Genomic DNA, 14,356 nt, shown 5'->3' with positions numbered 1-14,356 from the left:
GTCCGCTGGGTGGGGGTCGCTGCGTGTCAGGTCGCTGCTGTGGTCGGGTCGCCATCCGGACCCGACCACAGCTCATCCCGGCGAGTGGGTGCGGTGCGGTGAACCGGCCGCCACCTGGTCCGATGCCCACGAGTCCACTTCCCGGACCGCGTCGGACAGGGAGGGGAACACCGGGATCCACGTGTCCGCGCCGCTGATCCGCAGCACGCGGAGGGCGAGCCCGTCACCGGCCACCAGCGCCAGCGCGTGACCGCGCCGCTGCCGCTCCCCGGCCTCCCGCACGACCAGGCCGAGGCAGGACGCCGAGAGCAGCCCGACCGAGGTCAGGTCCAGGATGGCGGTCGGTTCCAGCAGGGCGGCGAGGACGTCCCGGACCGACTGCTCGGCGGTCAGGTCGAGGTCGCCCCGGAGCAGGGCCACGCCGATGTCCGGGCGGTACGCGATCACCCGTGCCCCAGCGGTGTCGTCACGGGGGGACGGCGTCCCGGGCGTGGTCACCGCTCTGATGCCTGCCACACCGACCGTCTCGGGCGTGCGCGCGCGGGGGGATGCCGCTGTTTCTTCGTGCTCAACTGGTACCACGCAGGGGTATATACCCCCAATTGGTGGGTGCTACTCCGATTGATGGGTGAAGCGATCCATCCGAAATCACCGGTGGTGACTGGGCGCTGTCCTGTCCCTCCGGCGGGGGATCGCCGGAGGGACAGGACACAGGCTCAGGTGATCGGCTGGCCGCCGGTCACCGCGAGCACCTCACCGGTGACGTAGCTCGACTCCTGCGAGGCGAAGAACACGAACGGCGGCGCCAGCTCGGCGGGCTGGGCCGCGCGGCCCAGGGGCGTCTGACCGCCGAAGGAGGACACCTTCTCCGCGGGCATGGTGGCCGGGATCAGCGGCGTCCAGACCGGCCCTGGCGCGACGCTGTTGACCCTGATCCCCTTGCCCGCGAGGTCTTGGGCCAGACCCTTGGTGAAGTTGACGATCGCGCCCTTGGTCGTGGCGTAGTCCAGCAGCTCCGGCGACGGTTGGAACGCCTGGATCGAAGACGTGTTGATGATGCTCGACCCCGGGCGCAGGTGCGGCACGGCGGCCTTGCACAGCCAGAACATGGCGTACAGGTTGGTCTTGAGGACCCGGTCGAACTGCTCGGTGGTGATGTCGAGCAGGCCGCCCTCCTGGGCCATCTGGTAGGCGGCGTTGTTCACCAGCACGTCGACCCCGCCCAGCCCGCGCACCGCCTCCGCCACGATCCGCCCGCACTGCTCCTCCTCGCGGACGTCCCCGGGGACCAGCACCGCCGTGCGGCCCGCGGCCCGGACGACCTCCGCGGTCGCCTCGGCGTCCCGCTGCTCCTCGGGCAGGTAGGACAGCAGGACGTCGGCGCCCTCCCTGGCGAAGGCGATCGCCACGGCCCGGCCGATGCCGGAGTCCCCGCCGGTGATGATCGCGCGGCGACCGGTGAGCCTGCCGCTGCCGCGGTAGGACTCCTCGCCGTGGTCCGGCTTCGGCGACATGCCCGCCCCGCTGCCGGGGTGTTCCTGCTCCTGCCCCCGCTGTTCCTCCGGTCGGGGGTACTGGGTGCGCGGGTCCTGCTGTGCGTACTGGTCCTGTGCCATGTTCCCTGTGCTCCTCCTCGGTTCTGGCACCGGGATAACCAGGCGGCGTCCGGACCAACCATCGACCAGCGGGGCTCACCCGGATCGAATCGTTCGGGGGAGAAATGCATGAAAGTCCCGACACCGGGAATCACCCCAGCACTTCGCACACCGCATCCCATCCACGAGGGCGCGGCCCCGACCGGGGGGCGAGCCGGACGGCTCCCCGCATCGGCGCGTTTCGACCGCAGTGTGGGCTGCACCCGTGAAATCGAGGAGGAAGCCAGTGGACCAGTACCCAGCGCAGTCCGGTTACGGACAGGACGGTCGGTCGACCGACGGCGCGGGCGGCGTGTCCGAACGGGCCGCCGACGCGGCGTCCACGGTCAAGGAGTCCGGCGCGCAGGTCGCGGGGACCGCCAAGGACCGGCTCGGTGACGTCGTGTCCGAGACCAAGGATCAGGCGGGCAACCTGATCGGCGAGGCGCAGCAGCGCCTCACCGAGGAGGCCCGCAAGCAGACCGGCCGGGCGGGCGAGGTCCTGCGGACCTGGGTCGACGACCTGTCCGCCATGGCCGAGCGGTCCGATTCGGACTCCCCGGCCAAGTCCCTGGTGATGCAGGTTTCCCAGCAGGGCAAGCAGTTGGCCGACCGGCTGGAGCACGGCAGCCCGGACGAGCTGCTCAACGAGGTCCGGTCCTTCGCCCGCCGCAGGCCCGTGGCGTTCCTGTTCGGCACGGCCCTCGCCGGGTTCGCCGTCGGCAGGCTCGCCAAGGGGCTCAGCGCGACCAGCGACAGCGGCTCGGACCGGGTCACGCCGACCACCCCCGCCGCGCAGCCCACCGGCGCCCGCCACGCCGCCGTGCCGGAGTACGGCGCGCAGCCCTACGAGCAGGGCGCCTACGTGCCGCCGCAGCCCGGCGCCCCGTCGCCGTACGACGTGAACACCCCGCCCATGGGCGTTCCCGGCAGCCCGCAGTACGCCACGCCCACCACCGGCTACGGCACCCCCGACCCCGGCTACTCCACGCCGGGCACCGGGTACTCCACCCCGGGCACCGGTTACTCCATGCCGCCCGCCGGGACCGAGGGGAGGCGGCAGTGACCGACCCGTACGCGCGGACCGACCCGTACGCGCGGACCGGTGCCCACGCGGTGGGCGCCGAACCGACCGGGTCGAATGCCGAGCCGAGCCTCGGTGAACTGATCAGCGAGATCACCTCGGACATGACCCGACTGCTGCGCCAGGAGATCGAGCTGGCCAAGGTGGAGATCAAGGCCGAGGCGAGCAAGGCGGGCCGGGCGGCCGGGATGCTCGGTGGCGCGGGCTTCGCCGGGTACATGGTGGCGCTGCTGCTGAGCTTCGCCCTCGCCTATGGACTGTCGAACGTGATGGACCTCGGCTGGGCCACCCTGCTGGTGGCCGTGCTGTGGGGGATCGCGGGGGCGCTGCTGTTCTTGCGCGGCCGCTCCGCCATGCGCGAGGTCAACCCCAAACCCGAGCAGACGATCGAAACCCTCAAGGAGGACGCGGCATGGGTACGACACCCGACCAGCTGAGGCAGGGCATCGAGCAGACCAGGGCGGAGCTGACCCACGACGTCGACCGCCTGGTGGACCGCACGAGCCCCGGCCGCATCGTGAACCGCCGGGTGGACCGCGCCCGCGGCGGCCTGCGCCGGATGAAGGACAAGGTGATGGGCGTGGCGGACGAGTACACCCCCGGGGACGGCCCCGGCGGCACCGTGGATGTCGTGCGCGACCAGTCCCGCCAGGTCGCCGAGTCGACCCAGCACGCCGCCCAGCAGACCGCCGAGGCGGTCAAGGCCGCCCCGGACGCGATCAAGCGCCAGACCCAGGGCAGCCCGCTCGCCGCGGGCCTGATCGCCTTCGGCGCGGGCTTGATCGCCGCGTCGCTGGCCCCCGCCACCAAGGTGGAGAAGCGCGCGGCCGTCCAGGTCCGCGAGCAGACCCAGGACATGGTGGAGCCGCTGCGCCAAGCCGCCACCGAGGTCGCCAAGGACGTCGGCGGCGACCTGCGCGACTCCGCGCAGCAGGCGGTGGAGCAGGTCAAGGGCACCGCGACCGAGGCGGCGCAGGACGTGCGCGAAACGGCCCAGTCCAGCGCGGCGGACGCCAAGTCCGGTGTGCGGCAGGCCGCGAGCGGCGGCTGACCCCCGGCGCTCACCGCGCCCCGGGCTGGGATCGCCGGTGGTGCTCGATTTTCGCCAAGGCCCGACCACGACGAGTGGTCGGGCCTTGGCTATTCGGCTTGACCCCGGGGTTGGTCAGCTCTTGCCGTCAGTGGTCATCCCGGGGTTGGTCGGATCTCGCTGTCGGTGCTCACAACGCGGGCAGCGGGGGTCCGGGGGTTCGGGTCACGACGGTCGCGGCGGCCATCAGGTCCCAGCCCGCGGCGTAGGTGTTGTCGGTCTCGGCGTGGGCGTTGTGCTTCTCGAACCGGTCGAGCAGGGCCAGCACCGAGTCGGTCAGGTCGTGGTGGGGGTGGGTGGCGGGGACCCGGCAGCTGTGCCGGGCCAGGGGGAGGGTGTCGCCGGGGGACTCGCCGCGCTTCACCGCCTCGACGGCGGCGGCCAGGTAGACGTAGAGGCGTTCCAGGAGCGGGTCCAGCGGCGCCGGTCCACCCGGGGCCGGTCCGACGTCGAGCAGGTCCTCACCGGCGACGAGACGCGCAGCCTGCCCGCCGACCACGCAGGCGATCTGGTCCCGGTCGAGCCCCGAGTACAGCGCGCACCGGATCGTGGTGTGCACCGCCCACAACGGGGTGGCGTAGGGGATGTCGCTGCCGAGCAGGATGCGGCCGGGTGGAACCCGCGCGAACAGCGTCAGCAGGTCGCTGGGGCTCCACCACGAGGTGTCGAAGAGCAGGTTCGGGAACTCCACCACCCGCCCGGCGAGCCAGGCCAGGTCGGTCAGACCCGCGTGGGCGAGGACCACGCGCAGCTCCGGGCGTGCTGTGAGCAGGTCCACCAGCGCCTCGCCGAAGGGTTCGCTCTCCGGACCCGAGTGCACCACCACCGGCAACCGCTCCCGCTCGGCCAGGTCGAACACGCCGTCGAGCCGGTCGTCGAACAGGGAGAAGGAGTCGCTGGCCGGGTGCAGCTTGATGCCCCTGGCGCCCGCCCCGGTGCTCCGCTCGGCCTCCGCCACCGGGTCGTCGTCGGGGCGGAGGCGGCAGAACGGCACGAGTTCCGGGTGCGCCGCCGCAGCGGCGCGCACCGCCTCGTTCGCCGCGCGGTACCCGGAGGGCTCCGAGAGCGGGAAAACCGCCGCCCGGGCGCCCACCACACCGAGCGCACCGACCACGTCGTCCACGGTCGCGGTGAACCCACTGGGGTCGGCGTCACCCACATGGGTGTGAATGTCGAACACGAACAGGTCGGGAACGGCGTCGAGGAGCGCCTGCGCCCACGGCCGGAGCAAGTCATCGGCGTACACGCGCAGGTGGTACCCGCTGCCCGGCCTCCACACGCGAAAGTGCCCCGACGGGGACGCCGCACGCTTCCGGGCAGGGGAGCGCGCGCGTGGTGTCGGCGCGGTCGAAAGTGGGCATACCGGCCGGGTGAGCATCACCGACACCATCAAGACCAAAGCGCTGACGATCCGCGCGCGCTACGACAACGGCGATGACCGACCACTGGCGGGCTACCTGTCCGCACTCGGCACCTACGCCGCCACGGTCGGGGGACTGGTCTTGATCGGCCGGGGCACGGGCGCCCGGCTGCCGGAGCGCTATGCCGCGTCGGACATCGCGCTGTCCGCTGTCGCCGCGCATAAGGCGAGCAGGATGCTCACCAAGGACGCCATCATGAGCCCGCTGCGGGCGCCGCTGACGCGCTTCGAGGGGTCGGCGGGGGCGGGCGAGGTGAACGAGAGCGTCACCGCCCAAGGCCACAGCCACGCCATGGGTGAGCTGCTGACCTGCCCCTTCTGCGCCGCAGTCTGGGCCAGCACCGCGCTGCTGGGCGGGCTGGTCGTCGCCCCCAAGAGCGCCCGGCTCGTCGCGGTCGGCCTGACGGTCGTCACCGGCGCGGACCTGCTGCACCTCATCTACGACTGGCTGAAGCGCACCGCCGAGGGCTGACCGCGACAGATGGCCCGCGCCGAGCCACACCCCCGGTGCGGACCAACGCACCGAGAACGAGAGGACCACGCAGTGCGCCCCACCCCGCCACCACCCCGGCGTCACCCCGCCCCGGTCGCCCGGACCCGGACCTGACGGCCCGTGCAGACATTCCTCCCGCACCCCGACTTCACCGCCAGCGCCGCCACCCTCGACCGGGGCAGGCTCGGCAAGCAGAGGGTGGAAACGGTCCAGATCCTGCGCGCCCTCGTGTGGCCGGTCTACGGCTGGAAGAACCACCCGGCCGTGGCCATGTGGCGCGGTTTCACCCCCGCCCTGGCGCTCTACGGCCTAGCCGTGTGCGAGCGGTGGACCGCGCTGGGCCACGCCGATTCCGTCTCCGCCCAAGTGCTCGCCTTCACCGACGGCGAAGTGCCCGACCCGCACGACCTGGCGGCCACGGGCCAACTGCCCCCGTGGCTGGGCGACCCGGACCTGCACCGCAGCCACCAATCCGCACTGCTGCGCAAAGACCCGGCGCACTACCGCCCCCTGTTCGGTGACGACGTACCCGACGACCTGCCCTACAGTTGGCCGCTGCCCGCCTACCCGCGCTGGCCGGTGCGACGCGGCCACAGCGATCCCCTCACCACCCTCGCGGCGTCCGACCTGCTCGGGATCGACCCCGACCCGGCCGAGGCGGACCTCCTGTGGCGGGTGCAGGAGGGGGAAGCGGTGGTGCTGGGCGGGAACGACCCGGCGCGCAGGCGGTCGGTCGCCCTGCTGGCCGGGTTGTGCCTGCCCGGCCGCACCGCCTGGATCACCCCGGCCCCGCTGCCCGAACTCACGCCCCTGGACCTGACCGCTCTCCCGGACCCGCACCACGGCACCGGCAGGCAGCCCGACCCGGCGGCGCTGGCGGCGATGGCGGCGGAGAACGAGGTCGCGCCCGACGTCGTGTTCCTCCGCGCGGGAACCGCACCACCCCCCGACACCGGTCTGGTCGTGCGAGAGCAGCACAACGAACTGCACCTGGCGCGCCGGTCGCCGGACAGCCTGCCCCCGGCACCCGCGGGCAGGCGCCGCAGCCGGGTGGCCACGCGGTAGTGGCGGAAGGGCGGCGCCTGGCCCGGTGTGTGGTGGGCGCGCACGCGGGTTCTTCCCGATCCCGTGCCGGAGGCCGCCCACCGCGCCGATCGGAGGTGTCGTTCCCAGGGTGCCCCGCCGAGTCGATCCGGTCGAGTCAACCCGACCGGAGTTGGGTTGAGCATCGGGCGAACGGGTACGCCGCAGCATCAGTCCCGGCCGGATCGACGGCCGGGCCCGGCGTCCGTGGAGGTCTTCCCATGACTGCGGCAACCCATCGGGCGATCAGGCCCCCGTTCCGCAAGGCGTACTCGTTCGCCCTCATCACCGCGGCCCTGTTCCTGCTGTCCTGGGTTGGTCAGTTCGTCATGCAGATGATCGAGGTGGCCAACGACGCCGAGGAACACGGTGCCGTCTTCACCTGGGCGGAGTTCTTGCCGCAGTTCTTCTCGTCGACGTTCGAGAACTGGCAGTCGGAATTCCTGCAACTGGTGTGGCAGGCCATGGGGCTGGCCCTGCTGTACCACTGGGGTTCCTCGCAGTCGCGGGAAGGCGGCGACCGCGTGGAGGCCAAGTTGGATGCCCTGCTGGCCGACCGGGGCATCGACGCCACAGCCATCGACCTCGAAATCGCCCGGCGCGCGGGTGCTCCGACCGGTCGTCCGGAAGGGATTCCCGCCGAGCAGTGACGGCCGTGGGAGCGGTGTGACTGCTCGGCGAGGTCCGGGACTGATCAGGCCGTGGCCGTCCCGGGCGCCGCGTGGGCCTCGGCCGGGGTGCGCGAGCGGCGTCCCCGACGAGCCCCTTGGCGCAGCACCGACGAGCGCCCCCGATTGGGCACCGTCCACAGGTCGTGACCGTGCACGCCCCACCCGTCAAGCAGCGCATTCGCTGCCAGAAACCCGGTGGTGGCAGCCCGTTCCATCAACGCCACAGGCAGCTCCACCCGCACCAGATCCCCCGCGAGCACCACCGTGGGATCTGATGTGGACACAGCAGGTCGATCGGCGAAGGTCCCCGGAGCGAACAGCGGACAGTCATCCCGCAACACGTGCTCGGTGTGCACCGCCGTGGCACCACGCAGCTCCGGATACACCGCCTCAGCCTCAGCGAGCAGCGCAGGGACCACCTGATCCAGATCCGGGTCCCGCTCAAGCGCATAGGCGTGCAGCTCGACCACCGAGCCCCCAGTCCGCTCCCGCCACGCAGCCGACTCACCCTCGAAGCAGTCGAGCACGCTGATGTTGTCCAGGTAGCGGTACCCGCTGGTCCCCAGGAACGCGGCGCGGTCCAGGCGGGCCGGGCGGTCGAGCCAGAACCGGCTCACCAGGAACGGCGGCGCGGTGCGCAACCCGGCGATCCGCTGCCGCCACCCCGGGTCGCCCAGGTCGGTGGACCGCTCGACCAGCCCGCGCAGCCCGGCGGTGTCGGCGGCCAGCACCACCGCGTCGAACTCGCCGTCGAGCGCGGTCGAGGCCCGCACCCGGTGGCGGCGGTCCCGGCCGCGACCCACCGACTCCACCTCGACCCCCGTGCACACGGTGGCGCCCAGCCCGGTCAGGTACGCGCGCAGCGGGCCCCACAGCGTGATCGGGTACGGGTCGCTCGGCACGTCGAACAGCAGGCCCTCGCTGGAGCCCAGGAAGTAGATGTGGAACATGGTGGCCAGCTCCGCCGCCGACAGGGCGCCGGGGTGGGCGAAGAAGCTGCGGGAGAACACCTCGAACGCCAGGTGCCGCGCCGCCTCCGGGAAGGCGATGTCGCGCAGGAACGTGTCCGCGTCGACGGCGTCCAGCGCGTCGTAGATCCCCGGCACCGACACGTCGAACAGCTGCGCCGCCGCCGCGGGGTTCATCCGCACCAGGTCGCGTGCGGTGAAGGTCTCGCTGCGCAGCACGAACGACGCCACGTTCCACGGTGGGGTCAGCGGCAGACCGGCGAAGCTCTCCGCGGTCCCGTTGTCGTGGCGCAGCGGGTAGTCGGCGACCGGGCGCAGCATGGCCAGGTCCGGGTCCACCCGGCGCAGGAGCGCGCGCAGGTTGTAGTACTGGCGGAAGAAGGCGTGGAAACCGCGGGTCATGGTGGCGGGGGAGCCGTCGGCGTGGGTGCCGGTCCACCCGGTGACCCGGCCGCCGAGGTCCGGCTCGCGCTCCAGCAGGGTCACCGCCACCCCGCGCTCGGCCAGGCCCACCGCCGCGCTGACCCCGGCGATCCCGCCGCCGACGACCGCGACCCTGGGCTGTCGGTCGAGGTGGCCGGTGTCCGGCCTGCCCGCGGGACCGGGAATCCTTGTGGCGGAACGATCCCGCCCCGGGGTCGACGACGAGGACCACAACGGCAGCATGTCCCAGAGTCTGGCGCAGCCGCGCACCCCCTGCCGGATGAACCGGCGGGCGGTCGGTCACCGTGCCGCGCGGCGGTCGGGCCCCTAGGCTCGACGCCATGTTCGTCTCGCGCGGCACCGGTCGGCCGCCCACCCCCGTCCGCGCGCGGGTCCTGCCCGTGGCGGCCGCGGTGCTGGGCGCGGCGTCGGTGCTGTGCCAGATCCTCTACTCCCGGACCGACCCCGGCCAGCGCATCCCGTGGACGATCCTCACGGTGGTGGCCTTCGCCGCCGCCTCCGTCCTCGACGCCGCCTCCCGGCAGGGCGCGCGGGGGGTGCTGGCGCTGCTCGGCCTCGCCGGGGTCGGCGGCCTCGCCGTGGAGGTGCTGGGCAGCCACACCGGGTTCCCGTTCGGCGAGTACGCCTACCGCGGCGACCTCGGGTGGTCGGTGGCGGGCGTGCCGCTGGTGGTGCCGCTGGCCTGGGTGATGATGGCCTGGCCCGCCCTGCTGGTCGGCCGCGCCCTGGTCGGGGGCCGCCGCTGGTGGGCGGTGGCGCTGGTGGGCGGCTGGGCGCTGGCGTCCTGGGACGTGTTCCTCGACCCGCAGATGGTCGACGCCGGGCACTGGTCCTGGGCCTCGCCGACGCCCGCGCTGCCGGGGGTCGAGGGCATCCCGCTGACCAACTTCGCCGGGTGGCTGGTGGTCGCGGTCACCATGATCGCGCTGCTGCACCGGTCGCTGCCGGAGCGCCCGACCGACCTCGACCTGCGGGTGGGGCCCGCGCCGCTGCTGTACCTGTGGACCTACGGGTCCTCGGTCTGGGCGCACGCGTTCTTCTTCGGCAGGCCGTGGGTCGCCCTGGTCGGCGGGGTGCTGATGGGCGCGGTCGCGCTCCCGTTCGCCCGGTCGGTGTGGCGGCAGGGGACCGCGCTCGCGGCTGCCCGGCGGCGCCGGTGAGGGCACCCTGGACCACCGCGGCCGCCGCCGTGGCCGTGGGCGGCGCCGTGCACTCGGTGGTCAACGCCAGGCTGATGCGCTCCGCGCCCACCGACCCGCCACCCTGCACCGAGCGCGTGTCGGTGCTGCTCCCGGTGCGCGACGAGGCCCACCGGGTCGAGCCGACGCTGCGCTCCCTGCTGGCCCAGCGCGGGGTCGCCGACCTGGAACTGCTGGTCCTGGACGACGGCTCCACCGACGGCACCGCCGACGTGGTCCGCGCGGTCTGCGGGGCCGACCCCCGGGTGCGCCTGCTGACCGGCACCCCGCCGCCCGAGGGCGTGCTGGGCAAGCCGAACGCCTGCGCCCAACTCGCCGCCGAGGCCACCGGGGACGTGCTGGTCTTCGTCGACGCCGACGTGGTCTTCACCGACCAGGCGATCGCGTCCGCGGTGTGGTCCCTGCGCTCGGCCGACCTGGACCTGGTCTCCCCGTTCCCCCGCCAACTCGCCGACGGCTGGGGGCCGAGGCTGGCGCAGCCGCTGTTGCCGTGGTCGCTGGTGGTGTCGCTGCCCATGCGCGTGGCCGAGAAGTCCACCCGCCCCTCGCTGGCGGCGGCCAACGGCCAGTTCCTCGTCGTCGACGCCACCGCCCTGCGCCGCTGCGGCGGCTGGGCATCGGTGTCCGACGCCGTCCTCGACGACATGGCCCTGGCCCGCCGGGTCCGGCTCAGCGGTGGTCGCACCGCGGCGGTCGACGGCAGCGCCGTCGCCGAGTGCCGGATGTACGAGGACTGGGCCCAGCTCCGCGACGGCTACACCAAGTCCCTGTGGTCGGCGACCGGGTCACCACCGGCCGCCGCGGTGTTCGCAGCGGTGTTCGGCTGGCTGTACCTGCTGCCCCCGGTCGCCGCGCTGTTCGGCTCCCGGGCCGGGCTGGTGGGCTACCTGGCGGCCGTGGCCAGCCGCGCCGTCGCCGCCCGCCGCACCGGGGGCCGGGTGTGGCCGGACGCTTGGGCGCACCCGGCCTCGGCGGGGGTGGTGCTGGTCCTGCTGCACCGCACCTGGCGCGGCAGGCGCGCGGGAACCCTGGAGTGGAAAGGCCGCCCGATCACCGGCCGACGACTGGCGGCGCGGTGAGCAGCCCTCCACCTCGCCCGGGCCGGGATGGGCCGCACCGGGCGCCGACGGCTCGTGCCGTGTCCACGGCCGGGGTGCGCGGGCTCGGGTGGGCGCCGGGCCACCCCGCCGCGTCGAGGGCCGCTGCGCCGCGTGATCAGCTCGGCTCGTCGGCCCGGGCAGAGGGCGAATCCTGTTCGGGCCAGGGCAGTCCGCCCAGGGCGGCGGTGATGCCGACCGCCAACTGGATCAAACCCACGGCCGAGACACCGAGCCACAGCACCACGCCCACTGCCGCCCACGACCACCCCAGCCAGGGTGTCCCACCGGGGAACGCACCGGCCCCCGCCGCGATCACCGCCGTCACGACGACGCGCGTCGGCCGTTCGGCCACCGTCACTACCCCCGCGCCGACCATGCCCACCCCTTGGGCGCGCGCCCTGGCGTACTCGTGCACGAACACCGCCGCCGCGATCACCGCGCACCACAGCGGGTCCGCGCCCAGCACCAGCGGGACCGCCACGAAACCCAGGTCCCCCAACCGGTCCGCCACGGCGTCCACCACCGCCCCCAGCGGCCGGGCCCGGCCGGTGATCAGCGCCACCGCCCCGTCGAGGCCGTCGAGCAGGCCGGTGAGGACCACCAGCACCCCCGCCACCAACGGCCACCGCCCACCCTGCGCCGCCACCGCGACGGCGGCCCAGGCGGTCAGCACGCCCAGCGCGGACAGCGCGTCCGGTGACACCCGCCGCAGCGGGTGGGCGCAGCGGTGCACCAACCGCAGCCAGCCCACCGCCAAGGCGTTCCCGGACACGTCGGTGCCGTGCAACCGGGACCAGCCCGCGACGGCTTCTTCGCGCTCGTCCACCCGTGTTCCTCCCCACCGAGACCGCCTCACCGTACGGCGTGGTGGTGGGGGCGCGCTGAGAACGGGTACGCACCGCCCATGACCGCCCCGGTGTTCCCCACCACCCGAGTGCTCGACCGGTCCCGCCGGGTCGTCCGCCACGCCCTGCGCGCCCTGCGCGGGCGGGACCTGTCGCTGTGGACGGCCGGGTTGACGTTCTTCGCCTGCATCGCCGCGGTGCCGGTGCTGCTGCTCGCCCTGCGCGGCGCGGCCCTGCTCACCTCCGACCGGTTCACCGCCGACGGTGTCGCGGCACTGGTCGAGGCGTTGCCCGACGCCCACGACGGTCGGGAGGGGTTGCCTGCGCTGGTGGAGGCGGCGCTGCGCAGCCCGTGGTGGGTGCTGCTCGTCGCGCTGCCGCCCGCCACCTTCTACGGCGAGGGCCTGCGCCGGGCCATGCGGCAGGTCGCCCACTCCCCGCCGGGGGCGCTCGTGGGGTGGAAGGGGCGGTTCGGCTTCCTGCCGATCGTGCTGCTGAGCCCGGTCCTGGTGGTGCTGCTGCTGGTCACCGCCCCGGCCGTCGCCCCGCTGTACACCGGGGGCGGGGCCGGGCCGGTGTGGGGGGTGGTCGCGACCTTCCACGTGGACTGGTTGGTGGTCTCGGTGTGCCTGTCGGTCGTGTATGTGGTGCACTCGCCTGCGGAACTCCCCGCGCTGACCGCGGTCGCCTGCGGGTTCGGGACGGGGGCGGTGGTGTCGGGTTTCCTGCACGGCTTCCTGCTGTTCCTGAGCTTCCCGCTCGACTGGTCGGTCCCGTTCGCGGGCATCGGCGTGGTGGGGGAGGCGGTGGCCCTGGCGCTGTGGCTGTACCTGCTGCACGTGCTGGTGCTCCTGGGCTACCGGGTCGCCCTCAGCGTGCGGGCCACGCGGCAGGCGGCGGAGTGAGATCGGCGGAACCGCGGGGTTCGACGGAGGAGGAACAGAGGATGTCCATGCTCGACGCGCTGCGCGACCGGTGGCCGGACGCGGTGCCGGTGCGCCCGCTGGCCCGGCGGTTCTGGTCCCGGCAGCACCCGACGTTCCGGGAGGCCAAGCCCGCCCTGATCGACGCCGCCGCCGCCCGCGCCGCCGCCCGCCCGTCCGGCAACTGGTTCGTCTTCGCCGCCAGCACCGACATCCGCCCCGACCGTCCCTTCGGGACCCACGTCGGCCCGGTCGAACTGGTCGCCTGGCGCGACGCCGGAGGCGGGCTGGTGGTCGGCCCGGGCGCCTGCCCGCACCTGGGTGCACCGCTGGCCGAGGGCAAGGTGGAGTGCGGCACGCTGCGCTGCCGCTGGCACGGCATGCCCCTGGACCGCGAGGGCGGCTTCGGCTGGAACCCCCTGCCCGCCCACGACGACGGTGTCCTGGTCTGGGTCCGCCTCGACCGGCTGGGCGGGGAAACGCCACTGCCCACCCCCGTCCTGCCCGAACGCCCCGACCCCACCGCCGCCATCGCGGCGGTGGCCACCGCCACGGGCACCTGCGAACCCGGCGACATCATCGCCAACCGGCTCGACCCCTGGCACGGCTCCTGGTTCCACCCGTACGCCTTCGCCCGCCTCACCGTCGAACACGCCCCCAACCCGGAAGTCGTCGAAGAAGCCGACGACCGGTTCCTGGTGGACGTCACCTACCTGCTCGGCGCCCGCCTGGGCGTCCCGGTCCGCGCGGAGTTCCACTGCCCGGAACCCCGCACGGTCGTCATGCGCATCACCGCCGGGGAAGGCACCGGCAGCGTGGTCGAAACCCACGCCACCCCACTGCCGGACGGCCCCGACGGCCGCGCCCGCACCTCGGTCATCGAAGCGGTCATCGCCACCTCCGACCGCCCCGGCTTCACCACCGCCACCCGCATCGCTCCACTCCTGCGCCCCCTGATGCGCTGGGGCGCCACCCGCCTCTGGCGCGACGACCTCGCCTACGCCGAGCGCCGCTACGCCCTGCGCACCACAACGGAACCAGCACCCCACCTGACCCGAAACCACACCTGACCCACCCGCCCGCCCACCAACCGGCGGCCAACCACACGAAACCCCACCGGCGCAGCAACAACCAGCCGGCCACCCCAAACCTCACCGGCGCAGCAGCCCAATCGGCCACCTCGAAACCGCCGGCCCGGCGAGCGAGTGCCCGGGTGGATGGATGCGCTTGGCGGCCGACCACCCCCGCAACCGCCAGCCTGGCGAGCGAACTGCCCGGGTGGGTGGATGCGCTTGCCCAGCCACCCACCCCCGAAACCGCCGGCCCGGCGAGCAACTGCCCGGTGGGCGGAGGTCCTGAACGCAGGCCGACCGCCCCGAGAACCGCCGGCCTGGCGAGCGAA

Annotated in this window: 15 protein-coding genes; 10 read left to right on the top strand and 5 right to left on the bottom strand. The window is 73.8% G+C overall.

The genetic code is table 11. The annotated features are described in order from the left end of the window. Positions 1-72 precede the first annotated feature (72 nt). Positions 73-447 carry an STAS domain-containing protein gene (locus tag UO65_RS06830; protein WP_035279859.1) on the bottom strand — a complete coding sequence of 125 codons (375 nt, stop codon included), beginning with the start codon at positions 445-447 and terminating at the stop codon, positions 73-75. A 269-nt stretch (positions 448-716) separates the two neighbouring features. Beyond that, complete coding sequence (locus tag UO65_RS06825; protein WP_035279858.1) at positions 717-1,616, bottom strand: SDR family oxidoreductase; 900 nt, start codon at positions 1,614-1,616, stop codon at positions 717-719. A 265-nt stretch (positions 1,617-1,881) separates the two neighbouring features. Here UO65_RS06825 and UO65_RS33115 point away from each other — a divergent pair, with 265 nt between their 5' ends. Genes UO65_RS33115 through UO65_RS06810 form a run of 3 tightly spaced genes read left to right on the top strand, consistent with a single transcriptional unit; the run spans position 1,882 to position 3,769 of the window. Then, positions 1,882-2,700 (top strand): hypothetical protein, encoded by an 819-nt coding sequence (locus UO65_RS33115; RefSeq protein ID WP_052020834.1) that lies wholly within the window; start codon positions 1,882-1,884, stop codon positions 2,698-2,700. Continuing rightward, positions 2,697-3,155: a phage holin family protein gene (locus UO65_RS06815; protein WP_084175359.1), complete on the top strand. Its 459-nt coding sequence runs from the start codon at positions 2,697-2,699 to the stop codon at positions 3,153-3,155. The genes UO65_RS33115 and UO65_RS06815 overlap by 4 nt, the downstream gene beginning before the upstream one ends. Further along, positions 3,131-3,769 carry a DUF3618 domain-containing protein gene (locus UO65_RS06810; protein WP_035279856.1) on the top strand — a complete coding sequence of 213 codons (639 nt, stop codon included), beginning with the start codon at positions 3,131-3,133 and terminating at the stop codon, positions 3,767-3,769. The genes UO65_RS06815 and UO65_RS06810 overlap by 25 nt, the downstream gene beginning before the upstream one ends. Before the next feature lie 169 nt (positions 3,770-3,938). Here the strand turns inward: UO65_RS06810 and UO65_RS33110 are convergent, their stop codons facing one another. Further along, the gene (locus UO65_RS33110) at positions 3,939-5,054 is read right to left on the bottom strand and encodes an amidohydrolase family protein (protein WP_052020833.1); all 1,116 of its coding nucleotides are present in this window, start codon (positions 5,052-5,054) and stop codon (positions 3,939-3,941) included. A gap of 124 nt (positions 5,055-5,178) precedes the next feature. On the opposite strand from UO65_RS33110, the gene UO65_RS06800 reads away from it, so the two are divergent. The 3 genes from UO65_RS06800 to UO65_RS37235 all read left to right on the top strand — a co-directional run bounded on the left by UO65_RS06800 (position 5,179) and on the right by UO65_RS37235 (position 7,454). Further along, the gene (locus UO65_RS06800) at positions 5,179-5,700 is read left to right on the top strand and encodes a DUF1360 domain-containing protein (RefSeq protein ID WP_052020832.1); all 522 of its coding nucleotides are present in this window, start codon (positions 5,179-5,181) and stop codon (positions 5,698-5,700) included. Positions 5,701-5,841: 141 nt separating this feature from the next. Next, positions 5,842-6,786, top strand: a complete 945-nt coding sequence (locus UO65_RS38815; protein WP_063935906.1) for an MSMEG_6728 family protein — start codon at positions 5,842-5,844, stop codon at positions 6,784-6,786. Between the two features lie 239 nt (positions 6,787-7,025). Then, positions 7,026-7,454, top strand: coding sequence for a DUF6766 family protein (locus tag UO65_RS37235; protein ID WP_052020831.1), 429 nt, complete (start codon positions 7,026-7,028; stop codon positions 7,452-7,454). Between the two features lie 44 nt (positions 7,455-7,498). Here the strand turns inward: UO65_RS37235 and UO65_RS06785 are convergent, their stop codons facing one another. Further along, the gene (locus tag UO65_RS06785) at positions 7,499-9,109 is read right to left on the bottom strand and encodes an FAD-dependent oxidoreductase (RefSeq protein WP_052020830.1); all 1,611 of its coding nucleotides are present in this window, start codon (positions 9,107-9,109) and stop codon (positions 7,499-7,501) included. A gap of 98 nt (positions 9,110-9,207) precedes the next feature. Between UO65_RS06785 and UO65_RS06780 the strand changes: the two genes are divergently transcribed. Both UO65_RS06780 and UO65_RS06775 read left to right on the top strand, forming a co-directional pair. Next, positions 9,208-10,047: a carotenoid biosynthesis protein gene (locus UO65_RS06780; RefSeq protein WP_052020829.1), complete on the top strand. Its 840-nt coding sequence runs from the start codon at positions 9,208-9,210 to the stop codon at positions 10,045-10,047. Beyond that, positions 10,044-11,165, top strand: coding sequence for a glycosyltransferase family 2 protein (locus UO65_RS06775; protein WP_035279929.1), 1,122 nt, complete (start codon positions 10,044-10,046; stop codon positions 11,163-11,165). Before UO65_RS06780 ends, UO65_RS06775 begins: the two co-directional genes overlap by 4 nt. 136 nt (positions 11,166-11,301) lie before the next feature. On the opposite strand, the gene UO65_RS06770 is transcribed toward UO65_RS06775, so the two are convergent. Further along, on the bottom strand, positions 11,302-12,012 hold the full coding sequence (locus UO65_RS06770; protein WP_200873322.1) for a CDP-alcohol phosphatidyltransferase family protein: 711 nt from the start codon (positions 12,010-12,012) through the stop codon (positions 11,302-11,304). 78 nt (positions 12,013-12,090) lie between these two features. Between UO65_RS06770 and UO65_RS06765 the strand changes: the two genes are divergently transcribed. Further along, positions 12,091-12,936, top strand: a complete 846-nt coding sequence (locus tag UO65_RS06765; RefSeq protein WP_052020828.1) for a YhjD/YihY/BrkB family envelope integrity protein — start codon at positions 12,091-12,093, stop codon at positions 12,934-12,936. Between the two features lie 41 nt (positions 12,937-12,977). Continuing rightward, complete coding sequence (locus UO65_RS06760; protein WP_052020827.1) at positions 12,978-14,024, top strand: DUF5914 domain-containing protein; 1,047 nt, start codon at positions 12,978-12,980, stop codon at positions 14,022-14,024. The last annotated feature ends 332 nt before the right edge of the window (positions 14,025-14,356 follow it).

It is taken from the genome of Actinokineospora spheciospongiae (assembly GCF_000564855.1).
In the GTDB taxonomy this organism is placed as follows: Bacteria; Actinomycetota; Actinomycetes; order Mycobacteriales; family Pseudonocardiaceae; genus Actinokineospora; species Actinokineospora spheciospongiae.
Note: the sequence above shows the minus strand (reverse complement) of the source record. Positions and strands in the feature narration are given on the sequence as shown.